The organism is Ornithinibacillus proteolyticus, from assembly GCF_039581225.1.
Taxonomy (GTDB): Bacteria; Bacillota; Bacilli; order Bacillales; family Amphibacillaceae; genus Ornithinibacillus; species Ornithinibacillus massiliensis.
This window is the reverse complement of record NZ_JBCPXV010000014.1, coordinates 31,437-46,416: the sequence shown is the minus strand read 5'-3', so window position 1 is coordinate 46,416 and position 14,980 is coordinate 31,437. Positions and strand designations below refer to the sequence as shown.

Annotated in this window: 19 protein-coding genes and 1 pseudogene; 15 read left to right on the top strand and 5 right to left on the bottom strand. The window is 39.8% G+C overall.

The annotated features are described in order from the left end of the window. Positions 1-44: 44 nt before the first annotated feature. Both AAIB49_RS08775 and AAIB49_RS08770 read left to right on the top strand, forming a co-directional pair. Positions 45-599: an SLOG family protein gene (locus tag AAIB49_RS08775; RefSeq protein ID WP_343457840.1), complete on the top strand. Its 555-nt coding sequence runs from the start codon at positions 45-47 to the stop codon at positions 597-599. An 88-nt stretch (positions 600-687) separates the two neighbouring features. Beyond that, positions 688-1,584 (top strand): GNAT family N-acetyltransferase, encoded by an 897-nt coding sequence (locus AAIB49_RS08770; RefSeq protein ID WP_339216242.1) that lies wholly within the window; start codon positions 688-690, stop codon positions 1,582-1,584. A gap of 388 nt (positions 1,585-1,972) precedes the next feature. Here AAIB49_RS08770 and AAIB49_RS08765 read toward each other — a convergent pair whose 3' ends face one another. Next, on the bottom strand, positions 1,973-2,815 hold the full coding sequence (locus AAIB49_RS08765; RefSeq protein WP_339216240.1) for a glycoside hydrolase domain-containing protein: 843 nt from the start codon (positions 2,813-2,815) through the stop codon (positions 1,973-1,975). A 148-nt stretch (positions 2,816-2,963) separates the two neighbouring features. Here AAIB49_RS08765 and AAIB49_RS08760 point away from each other — a divergent pair, with 148 nt between their 5' ends. After that, positions 2,964-3,542, top strand: a complete 579-nt coding sequence (locus AAIB49_RS08760) for an NUDIX hydrolase (RefSeq protein WP_343457839.1) — start codon at positions 2,964-2,966, stop codon at positions 3,540-3,542. Position 3,543: 1 nt separating this feature from the next. Beyond that, the gene (locus tag AAIB49_RS08755; protein ID WP_343457838.1) at positions 3,544-4,035 is read left to right on the top strand and encodes an NUDIX hydrolase; all 492 of its coding nucleotides are present in this window, start codon (positions 3,544-3,546) and stop codon (positions 4,033-4,035) included. A 385-nt stretch (positions 4,036-4,420) separates the two neighbouring features. Here the strand turns inward: AAIB49_RS08755 and AAIB49_RS08750 are convergent, their stop codons facing one another. From AAIB49_RS08750 to AAIB49_RS08740, 3 genes are all read right to left on the bottom strand, one after another. Then, the gene (locus AAIB49_RS08750; protein ID WP_343457837.1) at positions 4,421-5,188 is read right to left on the bottom strand and encodes a class I SAM-dependent methyltransferase; all 768 of its coding nucleotides are present in this window, start codon (positions 5,186-5,188) and stop codon (positions 4,421-4,423) included. A 127-nt stretch (positions 5,189-5,315) separates the two neighbouring features. Further along, positions 5,316-5,876 (bottom strand): hypothetical protein, encoded by a 561-nt coding sequence (locus AAIB49_RS08745; protein WP_343457836.1) that lies wholly within the window; start codon positions 5,874-5,876, stop codon positions 5,316-5,318. A 158-nt stretch (positions 5,877-6,034) separates the two neighbouring features. Further along, a complete protein-coding gene (locus AAIB49_RS08740; RefSeq protein WP_339216230.1) occupies positions 6,035-7,327 on the bottom strand; it encodes an FAD-dependent oxidoreductase in 1,293 nt (430 codons plus the stop codon). 196 nt (positions 7,328-7,523) lie between these two features. Between AAIB49_RS08740 and AAIB49_RS08735 the strand changes: the two genes are divergently transcribed. The 8 genes from AAIB49_RS08735 (at position 7,524) to AAIB49_RS08700 (ending at position 12,279) form a co-directional block, all read left to right on the top strand. Then, complete coding sequence (locus AAIB49_RS08735) at positions 7,524-7,850, top strand: HIT domain-containing protein (protein ID WP_343457835.1); 327 nt, start codon at positions 7,524-7,526, stop codon at positions 7,848-7,850. A 9-nt stretch (positions 7,851-7,859) separates the two neighbouring features. After that, positions 7,860-8,264 (top strand): VOC family protein, encoded by a 405-nt coding sequence (locus tag AAIB49_RS08730; protein ID WP_343457834.1) that lies wholly within the window; start codon positions 7,860-7,862, stop codon positions 8,262-8,264. Between the two features lie 3 nt (positions 8,265-8,267). Continuing rightward, positions 8,268-9,149, top strand: a complete 882-nt coding sequence (locus tag AAIB49_RS08725; RefSeq protein WP_343457833.1) for a GNAT family protein — start codon at positions 8,268-8,270, stop codon at positions 9,147-9,149. Positions 9,150-9,152: 3 nt separating this feature from the next. After that, positions 9,153-9,866 carry an alpha/beta fold hydrolase gene (locus AAIB49_RS08720; RefSeq protein ID WP_343457832.1) on the top strand — a complete coding sequence of 238 codons (714 nt, stop codon included), beginning with the start codon at positions 9,153-9,155 and terminating at the stop codon, positions 9,864-9,866. A gap of 12 nt (positions 9,867-9,878) precedes the next feature. Beyond that, a complete protein-coding gene (locus AAIB49_RS08715) occupies positions 9,879-10,478 on the top strand; it encodes a zinc dependent phospholipase C family protein (protein ID WP_339216222.1) in 600 nt (199 codons plus the stop codon). Further along, entirely contained in the window at positions 10,475-10,990 is a 516-nt protein-coding gene (locus AAIB49_RS08710; protein WP_343457831.1) for a GNAT family N-acetyltransferase, read from the top strand. The genes AAIB49_RS08715 and AAIB49_RS08710 overlap by 4 nt, the downstream gene beginning before the upstream one ends. Before the next feature lie 18 nt (positions 10,991-11,008). Continuing rightward, positions 11,009-11,497: an NUDIX hydrolase gene (locus AAIB49_RS08705; RefSeq protein ID WP_343457830.1), complete on the top strand. Its 489-nt coding sequence runs from the start codon at positions 11,009-11,011 to the stop codon at positions 11,495-11,497. A gap of 239 nt (positions 11,498-11,736) precedes the next feature. Continuing rightward, positions 11,737-12,279 (top strand): hypothetical protein, encoded by a 543-nt coding sequence (locus AAIB49_RS08700; RefSeq protein WP_343457829.1) that lies wholly within the window; start codon positions 11,737-11,739, stop codon positions 12,277-12,279. Positions 12,280-12,325: 46 nt separating this feature from the next. Here the strand turns inward: AAIB49_RS08700 and AAIB49_RS08695 are convergent. After that, a pseudogene (locus tag AAIB49_RS08695) lies at positions 12,326-12,562 on the bottom strand (MFS transporter); the annotation flags it as partial. 433 nt (positions 12,563-12,995) lie between these two features. On the opposite strand from AAIB49_RS08695, the gene AAIB49_RS08690 reads away from it, so the two are divergent. The 3 genes from AAIB49_RS08690 (at position 12,996) to AAIB49_RS08680 (ending at position 14,978) form a co-directional block, all read left to right on the top strand. Further along, positions 12,996-13,883 (top strand): TetR/AcrR family transcriptional regulator, encoded by an 888-nt coding sequence (locus AAIB49_RS08690; RefSeq protein ID WP_339216214.1) that lies wholly within the window; start codon positions 12,996-12,998, stop codon positions 13,881-13,883. A gap of 5 nt (positions 13,884-13,888) precedes the next feature. Continuing rightward, positions 13,889-14,257 carry a YybH family protein gene (locus tag AAIB49_RS08685; protein WP_339216212.1) on the top strand — a complete coding sequence of 123 codons (369 nt, stop codon included), beginning with the start codon at positions 13,889-13,891 and terminating at the stop codon, positions 14,255-14,257. A 229-nt stretch (positions 14,258-14,486) separates the two neighbouring features. Beyond that, a complete protein-coding gene (locus tag AAIB49_RS08680) occupies positions 14,487-14,978 on the top strand; it encodes a GNAT family N-acetyltransferase (RefSeq protein WP_343457828.1) in 492 nt (163 codons plus the stop codon). The last annotated feature ends 2 nt before the right edge of the window (positions 14,979-14,980 follow it).

The window sequence follows — 14,980 nt, the reverse complement described above, 5'->3', positions numbered from 1 at the left end:
CAGAATGGTATTAAAGACCAGTGTTCATTAAAGGATGTGCATACATGAAAACACTAATGGTGACAGGATACAAACCAAGAGAAATCAATATCTTCAAGGAAAACGATCCGAAAATCCATATTATCAAGGCAGCAATAGAGAAACGGATAATTGGCTTTATTGAAGAAGGATTAGAGTGGATTCTCATTTCCGGTCAAATGGGTGTCGAGCTATGGACTGCGGAGATTGTCTTAGATTTAAAAGATCACTACGACATTCAACTTGCGATTATCCCGCCCTTTGAAAATCAAGATGAACGTTGGCCAGAGGATTTAAAGCTTAAGTATGAGGAAGTAACGATGCTAGCTGATTTTTATCAAGCCTTGTACAAGGGAGATTATAAGGGACCATACCAATTCCGTGCCAAGAATAAATGGCTTGTTGAAAAAAGTGATGGCTGTCTTCTGTTACTCGATGAAGAGTATCCAGGAAGCATAAAGTTCTTTTATGAGGAAGCAAAACGAGCCCAAAAAGACTACCCTATCTACTTTATAACACCATCTGACTTAGATGATATGGTAGAGGAGATTCGCATGAGTGATCCAAATTACTGGAATTAACCAAGGCATTTTGCAGGATTTTCCCTGTTGGAAATCGAATAGTAATGCTATAAGAAATCGAGGATAAACCAGGTGGGAGAGTGAACCGATGGAAAAGTTTCCTATACGATATACGAAAAGACTGCAACTAGTAGAGATTGATCATCAGTATGATCAAGCAATTTTTGATGTGCTATCGAGAGATGATGTAACGAGATACTATGGTAGAGAGAGTATGGTGTCTTTGGGAGAAGCACAAGAAATGATCGATCATTTTCACATGATATTTCACAGTGGACGCGGGATACGGTGGGGAATCGTTTGGAAGGAGACCGGTTCATTTATCGGGACCATCGGCATACATAATTATTCCTCTGTGATGAAAAGAGCTGAAGTCGGTTTCGAGTTACATCCAAATTATTGGCGTAAGGGGATTCTATCAGAAGCATTGAATAATGTATTAGAGTATTGCTTCGTGGAAATGGGGCTCCATCGTGTTGGAGCGATTACCTTCCCAGCGAACGATGCTTCTAATAAATTGCTAGAAAAAGCAGGTTTTACCCATGAGGGCGTCCTTCGCGGCTACCTTTTCCAAAATAATCAATCCCATGATGCCAATGTATTGTCCTTACTAAAGCCGGAATGGCGCCGGAGAAAGTATGAGAAAGACGCCCCAGTTCAATACACCGACCATATGACAGAGATTGTAAAACGTGCAGAGGCAGAAGGAGACTTCGACAACCTCCCAGGCAAAGGGAAACGATTAGACCTAGGTCCAAATTACCTCAACCCATCCGAAGCTCAAATGTACAAAACACTAAAAGACAACCATATCCTTCCACACTGGGTCGAATTAGCAAACGAAATTGATCGACTGAAAGAAAGCTTACCAGAAGTAGAAGGAAAAGAACGCCGCAAACTAGTTAAAGAAATTAATAAAAAGATTAAAGCATATAACTACGCCTGCCCACCATCTCTCCAGAAAAATAAAGTAGACCAGTCCTAAGTTGGGATTGGTTTTTTTACTTGGCAAGGAGCGGCGCATCCCCTGAAGAGAGCGCGCAAAATATCAAGGAAGCGCGGTATCTATGGAGTGCGAAAATCGAAAGGAGGAGCTCAAATCCTGAAAGAGGGCGCCCGAATCCTGAAGAATATGTCAACCCGCCTGGATGGAGGCACTCATCTCAAAGAGAAACGCCTCAACCCGGGAGGAGATGCTCACTCCAAGCAAAGCGCCCCCCTGGGAGGAGGCGTTCACCCCAAGCACCCCCCCCACCCGGATGGAGGTGCTCAACCCAAAAAGCCCCCGTTCAAAAGGAGGCACTCCCCCCAAGCAACCCCCCCACCCCAAAAGCACGTCCACCCAAAAAAGCGGGCACCTAGCCCGCTTCTACCTACCAAAGATAATCTAGCATATTATCTTCGAATAGATTTGTATCAATATTACATGTTTCTGAGTCGATAGCGTATTGCCAACCGTAGACTTTGGCGTTTTCTGGCCCTTGAGGATTATATTCTGGGGCATCTTCTTTTGTGGTGATTTCTTCTTGCGGATAAGCTGTCCAAACAATCGTGTTTTCTTGAATTTCTTGTTCCATGGAATTGTATGCATTTAGGAGCTCGCTCTCTTCATCAAACACACCATATACCCCGGGTTCATAGTTGGAGTCAGCCATTATTTCGTACCAACCCTCCATGAATGCTGCGTCAACAGGGTATTCCGGCTCGATATCGACGAATATAGCAACGCCCTCAGGAATCTCCATTTCCTGTGCCATCGCGATGGCTTCCTCTGCATGGGAGACACCGTTATCATACCCGCGAGCATCTTCTACATGATTATAGATAACGAGAATCTGAATATCGTTATCATGTAGTAGCTGAACTTCATCCGCATCTAAGCCTTCTGAAACGCCTTCCTTCTCGCCTAGATAACGTCCCCACACTACTGGTTCACCAAAATTATCTACTACACAGGCATAGAAATCGTCATCCGTATAGGTTGCAGAGTCAACTCCCCAATGCAGTTCATTACTGTTATCGTTCTCAGCTCCATTATCATTATCGTCACCATCCCCGTCCCCGTCCCCATCATTACGGTCCTCATCTTCACGCTCTTCTGTATCTGGATCTTCTGCCTCATCAGTGGTATTAGAAAAATAGGCGAAATAGATGAATAGGGGAATGGCAATGAGGAATATCAAGCATGTTAGGGTGAAAAGCTCTTGTTTCTTCATATGGGCTTATAACCTCCTTTCAACCCCCATAGCATTATATGGTGGTGGGCTAAAGAGGTGCGGGCTAGTGCATATTTTATTTGCAGGAATATTAAAAACTATGTCGAAATAATACTATAGAACTATTTTAAGAAGAGAAGTTAAAAAAGTGCTATTAGAGGTGATTACAGTGGAAAAATGGAGAAAGGTTGCATCGGATTATGTGTTTAAATCCCCATTTGGAAATTTAAGGAAGGATAAATTAGTACTACCAGATGGACAATTGATTGATTCCTATTATGTCAATGAATATGATGATTGGGTTAATGCGGTTGTCTTAACAAAGGACCAGCATTTGGTACTAGTAAGGCAATATCGACATGCCGCTCAAGACTTCTTCTTAGAGGTTCCCGCGGGAAAGGCAGAGGCAAATGAGTCGCCTCGAGAGGCAATTATCCGAGAGGTGCGAGAAGAAACGGGATATATCTCCGATTCCAGGCCTATTAAACTAGGAGAATTCTATGTTAATCCTGCAACACAGACGAATAAGGTAATCACCTTCCTATTTCTTGATGCGTATCAAGCATTCGAACAAGACTTGGACCCGACAGAATTCATTGATATTCATTTGATTGATATTGAAGAAATGGAAAAGATGATTTCAAGTGGGGAAATTAATCAGCTATTTACCGCAAGTGCTTATTACATGGCAAAATCTTACTTCATGACTCGGTTGAAGGAGAACTAGAATGACTGCTTACTATGTTACCTGGGGAGAAGCAACTGTTAAATTAACATGGAAAAAGGATTTTACTCCTCCAATAGAACTTGTGACGAGTATTCACGGATTTTGCTTTAAGGATGAAAAGGTAATGTTGGTTGACTTAAATCATCGTGGCTGGGATATACCCGGAGGCCACCTGGAACAAGGAGAAACACCAGAGCAATGCTTACAACGAGAAGTGATGGAAGAAGGGTATGTGGAAGGCGACTTACTGTTTTTAGGAGCGGTAGAAATAGATCATCATGAGAATCCAACATGGTCTGAAACTAGTAAGTATCCCATTGTTGGCTATCAATTATTCTATCGAATGGATATAACGAAGACCCATCCGTTTGAGGCAAACGATGAGTCCGGTAGAAGGGTTTTTGTCTCTACAACGGAGATAGCGAACTATTACAATATGCCTGACATTCATCAAGAAATAGTAGCATACGCCTTAGAAGTGAAGGAGAAGTAATCGAATCATACCATAACGAGTGTGAACGATGTGAAGCCTTTTTGGCGGGTGACAGTCCTTGCAGGCAGCTGTTCAGTCCGAACGAATACCACCCCAACTCCAGAAACATAGCTACCACACCATCCACGAACTAACAAAAAGGCCAATGACAGCTTAACAATGCAGGGATGACACGTGCCTAGAGAAAGGCATCTCCATGTCTCCCTGCATGTTTGAACAGTATAAACAATATATCTTCGAAAAAAGCATGCAGCCCTACCTTGCATTTGGTTGCTCATCCCTCTACAGCATAAGAAATACCTCTGCAGTAAAACAATAGCACGACAGACAGAAATCACGCCTTCGATCTTAGAGTTAGTTCGATATCGCTAGTGAACCCGCAAAATTAGACCTTCCTACAAACATAAACCATCCCATAACTATCATTCGTTATCGGCGTTTCCTTCCAATCCTGATATACATGAACGATCTCAAATCCGTGCCGTGCTAAAAGTCGTTCCATTTCTTTAGGAAAAACATATCGCAAACGTATATTAGTTCGCTTCTCATCGACAATCGCTAAGCTAGCTTTTTTATACCGTCTAATCGTCGTATAGTCTTGGATTTGCTCCAGTGCATCATAGTGACTAATCGTATACACATCGACAATAGTTCCAGTTTCTTCATCCGTATACGTTCTCCAATACTCTTCTGTACTTGGCTGCAATAATTCTTCAGTACTTGGAAAACGGGTACCAAAGATAAACACACCATCTCGTTCTAAATGCTTGTTAACGGAGGATAGGAATTGATCTTGTTCTTCATTGGTAAGGAAATGCTGAAATGAATTACCAACAGAATAGATGAACGAGCTTGTTACGTTTAAATTCAGTTTCGTACAATCTTGTTCCATCCACTCGATAGTCAAACCAAGCTTCGTTGATTTCTTGACCGCTTCCTGTAGCATGCCTTTATGTATATCCACTCCAATCAATCTATGGCCATTCTTTGCTAATGGAATGGTCATTCTTCCCGTTCCACACGCTAAATCAATAATAGGACCGTTTGTTTTTTCTGCCCATTTTAATAAATAGGGAAGTTCCTGTACATAGGATTCATTTTCTTTATCATATAAAATCGGATCATCATATTCTTGTCCATTTTCGAATGTCATGTTCTACTCCTTTAGCTTCTCTTTACTACAATATTACCACAAAATTCGCAAAAAACAGTATGAATGGAGTATCTTTCCCAATAAAAAAATCGTACAACACTGCTAGCTGTACGATTCGAACCTTTCTTTATCTTTCCTTACTTAATCGCTTAACAAACAATGTCAGCCAATAAGATAGAAATGCAATCGCTAAATCGATAAGAAAAAGGTAAAACATATTCATCCCTTTGTTAAACTCAGACAGTCCCATAAAATCCTCGATTGGTAAAAATACAAAGGCAAATACAGCACTAACCAATATGGCATACAGATAAAAATTTTTACCGTGATTTGTAGCATATTGATAGACGAAAAGATAGCCAACAGGTAATACGGATGATGTCATACTTAAAGCGTATGGCAAAAGGGGAACGATAAAATATTGATGGACGAATAAAGAAGTAAAGCCTAATAACGTATCTGTATACGTCCACAGCATATGTACACAAAAACCAAAAAATAATATTTCAAATATCCGAGTCCGATCTACATAAACATATAACAACACTAATGGCAATACTAATAAAGCAAGCACAAGCCAAAATTGCCAATCATCTAGAAAAGAGAATTCTTTCCAATAGGAAATTAAATCAGCGTTTAGCTTATCACGAACGTTATATATTTCATCCCAATATTGGTCTTTACCCATCGTAATCCTCCAAAATAAAAAGATACATGCTTTGAGTTTATTTTGTGACAAGTTGGATGCTTTATACGAATATATTCCACTAATTGTAGTCCGGTAGATCATAAGTTAGAAAAAGGGAAACGATGATGATATCGATCCCTTTGATAGTTCTATAAATGTTACTCAAATTTTACTTCTCTCAATGTACTAACTAGTAATTCAGCAGCAGACGGGTGTGGCCCAATGAAACGCTCCGCATCCTCTATGGTGAGATGATGCTGAATCATCCATCCAATTAATGCAATGATATCCTTTGCCTGATGACCAATACAGGATGCCCCTTTAATCACATGCTGTCTATCCCAAACAATCTTGAGAAATCCTTCCCGCTGATTGGCCATGAAGGCTTTAAAGTTCTTCGTATGATAAGGTGTTTTAAGGAAATCTAGATCCTCTCCATCTGCTCGAAATTCACCGATTGTCGCAATTTGAGGATTTTCATTAAATGAAAAAGGAAGGATGTCTGGAATTACAGTATCCTGTCCTACCGCATGTAATGCCGCCGCTCTTGCCATCGCTTTCGCTTGTACTGCAGTTAAGGAATTCGCTCCTTCTGCATCACCAACAATGTAAATGGATTCCCTAGCTGTCTGACCTAGCATATTGCAATCCACACTTCCATTGTTATTAAGCAGTAGATTAGCATTCTCTATTGCCAATGTGTCCAGATTGGAACGAAAACCTAAAGTAAGAAATGCTGCTTCAGCTTCAAAGATTTCACCGTCTTGACGAATCGCTGTAACACTGCTATTTCCATCACGTATCTCGGTTATCCAAGGCCCTCGTTCAATTATTACCCCAGAATCTTGATAAAGGGCGTGCATGTAGCTAATGATATCGTCATCCAATAATGGGTTTTCCTGTTCAGGAAGTAACCAAGTCACCTTAACCGCTAATTGTCTAAATAAATTCACAGCCTCATAGCCGATTGGACTGTCTCCAATAATGATAATAGAAGCAGGGAGACTGTTCATCTCCATTAGATTTTGATAGGAAAATATATTTCGTCCATTAGGTTTCATGTTTTCTGGGAATATAGGACGAGACCCATTAGCAATAATTATTTTTTCACTGGTAAGCAAGAATTCATGATTCGAAGGGGTAATAACATTGATGGTTCTTTCATTTAGGAAGGATGCCTGACCATGTACCAGTTGAACATTTGCTTTCTGTAATAAGTCCTGCTGATGGGCTAGCCAATCCTGGTAAATACGATGAAATTTAGGATTGGAAAAGGAACGTGTTCTGTTGATTTCCTCTATTTGTTCTAAAAAGATATTCGTATAGCCTGCCTTCCAATCGCCAACTGCAGTATTGGAAACGAGTGTCACCTGATTGGAATAATGACTTGCCACAAGTGCAGCTTCTACTCCTGCTGGTCCCCCACCAATAATTAATACCTCTGTTTTCATTAAACTTCACCCCAATATTCCATGATACTGACTAAATTAGTTGATTTGGTACATACTTGACGATTAATAAATGGCTTGGATTCACGGATTTTTTACAATCTCTATGGAAAAACTCTCCCTTTTAGTCTCTATCCTATCATAGTAAATGTTATAATGTTTATAAAATTTATATTTTTTATAGCCTGGGGGAGTTCATATGCATGATTTCTATTGTGAAGAGGTACTCAGTGGGAAGACAAAGGTGGATAAGGTTTGCGAGACAGATCGTGTTTTAGCTTATTATCATACGCGTCCGTTCTACCCGGTCCATATAGTTGCTATTCCAAAGAAGCATATCCCATCATTAACTAGGATAGACGAAGAGGATAAAGAAATATTGCATGATTTATTAGAGGTTATTCAACAGGTTGCACGTGAAGTAGAGAATGAATATGGTGCTTGTAGAGTCATCACGAACCTAGGAGAGTATCAAGAATCGAAGCATCTTCACTGGCATATCGTTTCAGGAGATAGTTTTGCTTAGGGGGAAGAAATGAAATTCACTCATTTTACAGCAGTACAAGTTCGAATTGCAAGGCCAACCGATAAATTTGACGAGGTCATTCGTTTCTATGAGCAAGGATTAGGGCTTCAGCGGATAACGGAATTTGAAGGGCATAGAGGCCATACAGGAGTTATCATAGGCATTCCAGATGCTTCCTATCATCTCGAGTTTACCAAGCATGTCGATGGCTCTCCATGTCCAGCGCCAACGAAGGATAATTTACTAGTATTTTATATTCCCAATCAGGCTGAGATTCTCGTATTGAAAAATAGACTTGAACAGATGGGCTACCCGGAAGTCGAGCCAGAGAACCTATATTGGAAGGAACGTGGAGTCACTATCGATGACCCAGATGGCTTTCGAATTGTATTCATGAATACAGAAGGGGTATAACAGATGACATATAAACTGAAAAGCTATCAGCCGTCCGATGAATTACAGTTGATAAATTTTATCACCGCATTGGATGAGGATAGCGAGATATTACACCGAATAAGACACTCTACCTATAAGCATGTCTTTTTGGTTTACAGTCAGGGAGAAATAAACGGCATGATAATGGCTTGGAAAAGTAGCTTCCATCCGAATTGTACCTATTTTACTTGTATGGCTCATCATACGGAGGCTGCTAAAGCTTTACTTGCAGAGTTAGAAAGGCATCTTGAACAACAAGATTATCCCTTACAAACCATAGTGGATGAGAACGATCGGTTACATGCTTTTTATCTGGACAATCTGTTCACGATTATCCGAAAAACCTATTTACCGAGAATTAACGTATTAAAGGATCATGCTAGTTTCGCTATTCCGACTAATCAGGTGGTCAAACCTCTAGATGAAGTAACTCCTCATGCTAAGCTAGCCAATCAGCTTGTAGCGCTCGTAAAAAGAAACTATGAGGAAACTCATCTTGTAAATCCAGTCGTAACAATGGAACTTACTAAATGGAGAAATCTTACATATCCTGAGGATTTACTATCTTCAGGTAGCTTTGTCTGCTTAGACCCGAACGAAGAAAAAATTCTGGCCTATTCCTTTCTACATGAAGCAGAGAGGGATGACATGGTGGAATTAGGTTGGTGTGGTGCATTCGATGAGCCAAGTATTGCTATCATCCCATCGCTAGTTGTGAAGCAGCTTGAGTATGCTCTGAGCAGCGGCTACCAGTATGTAGAGGGAGAATTCGATACAACTAGTAGCTATGCAATGGAAGTACTTCACACCCTGTCATTACCAAAACACCCCGTATCCATTACTTATCAGAAAGGAGAAATATAGGCGATGATTTTACATACCGTTTCAACTGGAACAGGTGACGCGATCCTGTTTCTTCACCAAGGACTGCAAACAAGTGAAACTGATTTTCAGATACAAAAGAAATATTTTAGTCAAAGGTATCGGGTCATTCAGGTTGATTTACGTGGGCATGGAAAGTCTGTGACAAATCATGTGAAAAATTACTTTGAAAACGCAGCAGTTGATTTGAAGGAAACCTTCGAGCATCTGACGATTGAAAATGCTCATATTGTAGGTAGCTCTTTGGGTGCAATGGTTGGATTAGTCTTTGCGAAGCGTTATCCAGATAAGGTTAAAAGCTTAACCTTATCTGGGATTATGCCACATAAACCGGATAACTGGGCAGAATTAAATAAAGAGGATACGGATCGAGAAAACACAATAGCAAATAGCAAAGATGCCATAGATTATTTTAATGAAATCCATGAAGGTGATTGGCTGAATTTATTAAAAGATTTTCAATCGGAGGATTGGTATCCATTTCAGGAGACAGGGGATTTATCAAGCTTACAAATGCCAACTATGTTGCTAGTTGGGGAGGAGAATCCACTCGAGGTGATTGGTGCAGTAGAATACCCAAAACAGCTCCAGGGTATTCATGTTTCCGTCATACCTTTTGCAGGTCATCTGCCTCATATGCAACAGCCTAAACTATATAATCTAATTGTAGAACAATTTTTAGAGAAGACAAGCCAATAAAGGAGTGGTTATATGGGATCTAGAATCATGCACTTCATCATTGCCAAAAGAATCGCAGAGGAAATGGGGATTAACAATCAGATGGCTTTTCTACTCGGAGGAGTTGCACCTGATGCGGTATATCCGAAAAATAAGTCGCATTTTTTTAAGGGCTCGGAGAAGGATTATTCGACTACGATTGAATTCGATACATTCTTGCAACAATATCCCGAGCGAACAGACTATGTATTAGGATACTACACCCATTTAATAGCTGATGATGTCTGGATGAACGGTTTTTACTTTAGTTGGCTAAAAAATCGCATGGATCAAGATCAGACACTCCTTGAACAATATCATGGCGATTTTCGTCTGTTAAATGCAAAATTACTTGAACAGTACAATATAAACGCTAGTATATTAGATAACCTGACCCTTGAACATATTCATGATTTGCAGGAAGTAAAAGTAAGCGATGTCGAAAACTTCATCCCTTATTTGAAAGGCGATATGGATTATCCGCAAGAACATGTCGATGCCGAATTAAGCGTCTTTACGTTTTTACAGATGGTTGGCTATGTTGAGACATGTATCGAACGAGGGGTGATCAAACTACAGGAGTTGAAAAAATGATGATAGAGATTCGGAATATCCTGTTTAATGAGCCGGAGATAAATCATATTGCTCGCCTTTATAGTAAAATTTGGGGAACAAGTGCGGAGGAGTTTCTAATCCGTTTTAAACGACATGCCACCTACCCAGGGTTTCGCGGAATTGTAGCAAGTGCTGGTGAAGAAATTATTAGCTTAGCTTATGGATACACCTCCATGGAGGGGCAATATTATCACGACATTCTAAAAAAGTCTCTTTCAACTACAGAACAGAAACGATGGTTGGCAGACTGCTTTGAATTAGTTGAATTAGCAGTCGACCCGGCATTTAGGGGGAATAAAATTGGAGAAGCAATATTGTCAGAGATAACAGGGCAGGTCATGAATGAAACAGCTATCTTAACTACGCAAATGGATAACCTTCCTGCACGGACACTGTATGAAAAATTAGGCTGGATTAGCATTCGTGATAATTTTGTTCCTAATGAAAATGGTAAGTCGTATGTTATCATGGGGAGGGAACTTGAACATTAAGGTGAGGAGAAGATAGCAATGCTTCCATATACAATCGGATTTATCCAGCGTGGTGACGAAATTCTATTATTAAACCGCGAGAAATCTTCCTGGATGGGTAGCTGGAATGGTGTTGGTGGGAAGCTAGAAAAGGGCGAATCTCCAGAGACATGTATTCTAAGGGAAATCCATGAAGAAACGGGAATCGTATTAGAGGAGATTCAGTTTAAAGGATTAGTAACATGGGATGTAGATAACGCCTATACCGGTGGAATGTATGCATTTGTAGGAGAGGTACCAGAGTCTTATCCATACTCTACACCAATAAAAACTGCTGAAGGAATCTTAGATTGGAAGAAAATCGACTGGATTTTTCACCCAGAGAACACCGGTGTTGCTAATTTATCCTATTTCTTATCTGAATTGTTACAGGATGAGAACGTATATGAGCACCACTTTACCTATCAGAATAGTGACGTAATAAAGTTTGAACGGAAAAAGCTCTCATTACTAGAAGGAGTGAAGTGAGTACTGATCACTTCCTATTTCATAAGACTAGAAAGTGAATTAATAACGACCCAATTGCTATAGCAGAGGAAAAATATGATTTTTTAAATTGTTTTCCAAAAATTTGAAACCTTTTCGCCTGCAAATACGTCTATATATAAGAGCATTATTTGGAATACTATTATGAAATCCTAATTTTCCCATATTTCATATGGAATTGTGCTGGTTATACAGAAAAGTCTTGTATCAGGGAGGAGAAAATGAGAAAGTTAGTAGCAATCTTGGTGTTCATCGTTGTGGTTTTAGTTGGGTGTTCATCTCAGACTCTTTATGATGCGATTAGTAAAAGTGAGTTTGGAAAATATGATAAACCGGAGATCTTATATCAGAATGATGATGTCGGGGTCGTTATATTTCTTTCCAAAGATAGTAATGGTGATTTTTATATTTACAGAACCACATATGAAGTAACGAAATTTAATCGGTATGAGCTAGACAAGACAGAAATGTTTAACGTAGCTGTTGATATCGGTCGGAAATCCGAATTTGTCCATTTGGATACAATAGGTGAGAATACAGATGAACCAATCAATCTCGTCTGGGGCGGTATTTTTCATTATCCAAAGGCAGAGCATGTTACGTATAAAATTAAAAATGATGATGGTACATTACATGAAAATCAGGTAGAAATTAATAAAAAGCATATTTTTGTTGATTTGTTACCAGAGGAATTTGAAGATACATATTCGATTACATTTGATGTGATTGATCGGGATGGAAATGTCCTGTTTAGCTATAATTAAAAACCCCTCCTTGCCCATGCAAGTGAGGGGTTTCTTTATTCTTATGTCGATTCGTAAACCGCTGGATGAAAAATGCACTAGCAGGAATTAGAATGCCATTAATTAACATATAACCAGTGGCTAACCACTGCACTGTAGCAGGACTTACACTAAATTCATCCATAATAGAGGGTAATGCAACATTTAAAAAGGGTTCATTTAATATCGCTACAAAGGCACCAAGAAATAGAATGGCAATAATTCCATAAGGCGCTTTCTGTTCCTGGTTAATCGAATTTGTCATGAACTTTACCTACTTTCTATATCGAATAGGGAATGTGATATAACTAACAGAATTTTATGTGAAGCAAAGTAATACAAGTTACTAGCTCCGGAAATATACGTAGACTCCTGCGGGAGGATAGGCATCGGTGAGACCCCGGATGCACCTGTCTACTAGCAAAGCTACGAAGCGGGCTTCCTCGGTGCAAGGCAGCAAGGAAGATTATCAAGTAGTAGCCTGGCTCAGGCAGCCGCCCGCGGAAAGCGAAGTATATTTCCGGAGCGTGGCCCTTGCTCATCATTCGGTTTTTCCTTTGAGAAAAATCTTTTGTCTCATCTGCATCCTGTTAGTAAATAGAGTGTAAAGAAAAGATTTCCACTTTTGCCGTTTATTGAAAAAAGGCTAATCTTGTAGTTAAATGAAACTATACTAACGTATTAATTAGGTGATTAAATTGAATATAACGAAACGAAAGAAGAAGGTATTAGACACCGCGCATCGATTGTTTATCGAAAAGGGGTATCAGGCAACTAGTATACAAGACATCATTGATGAAGCTGAAATCTCCAAAGGAACCTTCTACAATTATTTTGCCTCTAAAAAGGATTGCTTATTAGCAATTATCGAATTCATAGAGGCGGAAGGCAAGCAAAAGCGTATGGAGCTTGCCATAGGAAAAGACAAACAGGATGAAGAGGTGTTCATCAAACAAGTAGCTGTTCGAATTGATATGACAAGAAAGTATCATATACATGCGTTAATCGATAGTGTGATGGAGGTAGACAAACTAGAGATTACGAAATACGTGAACCAGCAATTTCGTTCAGAATTGCAGTGGTTGGCCATGCGCCTTCGTGAAGTGTATACCCCAGGCATTCCGGATTATGCCTTCGATCAATCTGTCATGCTTTCAGGGATGATCCATCATTTTCTTTATGTGTGGAACATGGGAGCGAGCAAAGAACTGGAGGCGGAAAGGGTTATCCGGTTTATTATAAAACGCTTGAAGCCTGCTATTCTAGAACAGGTCGAATCAGGAGAGACATTTTTTGATTACAATTGGCTCTCAGTAGAGCTAGATGACATTCCCCCGAATGATAGGCTCGACATTCTACTACAGGATATTGATCAGCTTATCGTTCATGCAGACGGAGAAACCCTAGCCTATTTAACGTTTCTCAAGGAAGAGATAACCTCAAATAGTCCAAGGGAATTTTTAATTGAAAGTGTTCTGTTATCCTTAAAGCAAACATTTGCAAAAACAGAACGAAAACATGAAATCAACCAAATCGTGCAACTAGTGCATCGCTATTTACATGATATGGAGAAGGTGGAGGTCTAAAGAGAATGGGGTATGAGCAAGCATTAGAAGCATATATTGCTGCAACCAATACACATGATTTTCAGCAAGTAAGCATACTGTTAGCAGATGATGCAGTATATTGGTTTTCTGATAAAACATGTCGATCTATTGCAGAGATTCAAGCCTATTTCGAACAAGCATGGGAGACGATTAAAGATGAAGTGTACCGTGCGACAGACATAGAATGGATTGTAGCTGAGGAAAATACAGCAACTTGTATTTATACATATCAATATGAGGGATATGCAAATGGGAAGTTTGTACAAGGTAGTGGGCGAGCTACAAATGTTTTTATCAAAGATTCCAATGGGAACTGGAAGCTTGTGCATGAGCATTTGAGTAGCTTAGGTTAAGCTACTACGAGCGTCTTGCTTAAAATCCTGAAGTGCTGTAGGGAAATCCTGAAGCTAAGCTCTTTACATCCTGAAAGATACCTTTCATATCCTGAAGCGCCCCTGCAAATCCTGAAGTATATCAACAGGGGCGCTTTTATATTTCCAATACGAATTAAAATCTATTAAAGGATTTTGGAGTTAAAACTAGAATTATAGAGTAGGAACATTATTTGGAGGGTGGATCGTCATGATTCGAATACTAGAGCCTGCTGATGCTAAGTCATATGCCGAGCTGCGCCTAGAGGCATTGCAAGAAAACCCAGAGGCCTTTTCAGCAAGTTTCGAGGAAGAGAAGGACAGACCAATTCAGCATTATGAGGAAAGATTTCAGCAGAAGCACTATAATTTTGGTGCTTTTGATAATGGGAAATTAGTCGGAGTAGTGTCACTAGTTCCAGAAACGAAGCGCAAATTGCAGCATAAAGCGAATATTTTTGCGGTATATGTGACTCCTTCCCATCGAGGTAAGGGAGTTGGAAAAGCACTTCTGGAAGCGGCGATTAATCAAGCCAAGCAAATTGAAGGAATCACGAGGATAAATATTGCGGTTGTGACAGTTAATCATGAGGCAAAGGCACTTTATAAGCGTTTAGGGTTTGAAACATTTGGAATAGAGGAGAAAGCATTAAAAGTAAAAAATGTTTATCTGGATGAGGAATATATGGTGCTAACCTTATAGAA

Coding starts and splice junctions, on each gene's coding strand:
- AAIB49_RS08775 (WP_343457840.1), top strand. CDS start 45: ATGAAAACACTAATGGTGACAGGATACAAACCAAGAGAAATCAATATC.
- AAIB49_RS08770 (WP_339216242.1), top strand. CDS start 688: ATGGAAAAGTTTCCTATACGATATACGAAAAGACTGCAACTAGTAGAG.
- AAIB49_RS08765 (WP_339216240.1), bottom strand. CDS start 2,815: ATGAAGAAACAAGAGCTTTTCACCCTAACATGCTTGATATTCCTCATT.
- AAIB49_RS08755 (WP_343457838.1), top strand. CDS start 3,544: ATGACTGCTTACTATGTTACCTGGGGAGAAGCAACTGTTAAATTAACA.
- AAIB49_RS08750 (WP_343457837.1), bottom strand. CDS start 5,188: ATGACATTCGAAAATGGACAAGAATATGATGATCCGATTTTATATGAT.
- AAIB49_RS08745 (WP_343457836.1), bottom strand. CDS start 5,876: ATGGGTAAAGACCAATATTGGGATGAAATATATAACGTTCGTGATAAG.
- AAIB49_RS08740 (WP_339216230.1), bottom strand. CDS start 7,327: ATGAAAACAGAGGTATTAATTATTGGTGGGGGACCAGCAGGAGTAGAA.
- AAIB49_RS08735 (WP_343457835.1), top strand. CDS start 7,524: ATGCATGATTTCTATTGTGAAGAGGTACTCAGTGGGAAGACAAAGGTG.
- AAIB49_RS08730 (WP_343457834.1), top strand. CDS start 7,860: ATGAAATTCACTCATTTTACAGCAGTACAAGTTCGAATTGCAAGGCCA.
- AAIB49_RS08725 (WP_343457833.1), top strand. CDS start 8,268: ATGACATATAAACTGAAAAGCTATCAGCCGTCCGATGAATTACAGTTG.
- AAIB49_RS08720 (WP_343457832.1), top strand. CDS start 9,153: ATGATTTTACATACCGTTTCAACTGGAACAGGTGACGCGATCCTGTTT.
- AAIB49_RS08715 (WP_339216222.1), top strand. CDS start 9,879: ATGGGATCTAGAATCATGCACTTCATCATTGCCAAAAGAATCGCAGAG.
- AAIB49_RS08710 (WP_343457831.1), top strand. CDS start 10,475: ATGATGATAGAGATTCGGAATATCCTGTTTAATGAGCCGGAGATAAAT.
- AAIB49_RS08705 (WP_343457830.1), top strand. CDS start 11,009: ATGCTTCCATATACAATCGGATTTATCCAGCGTGGTGACGAAATTCTA.
- AAIB49_RS08700 (WP_343457829.1), top strand. CDS start 11,737: ATGAGAAAGTTAGTAGCAATCTTGGTGTTCATCGTTGTGGTTTTAGTT.
- AAIB49_RS08685 (WP_339216212.1), top strand. CDS start 13,889: ATGGGGTATGAGCAAGCATTAGAAGCATATATTGCTGCAACCAATACA.
- AAIB49_RS08680 (WP_343457828.1), top strand. CDS start 14,487: ATGATTCGAATACTAGAGCCTGCTGATGCTAAGTCATATGCCGAGCTG.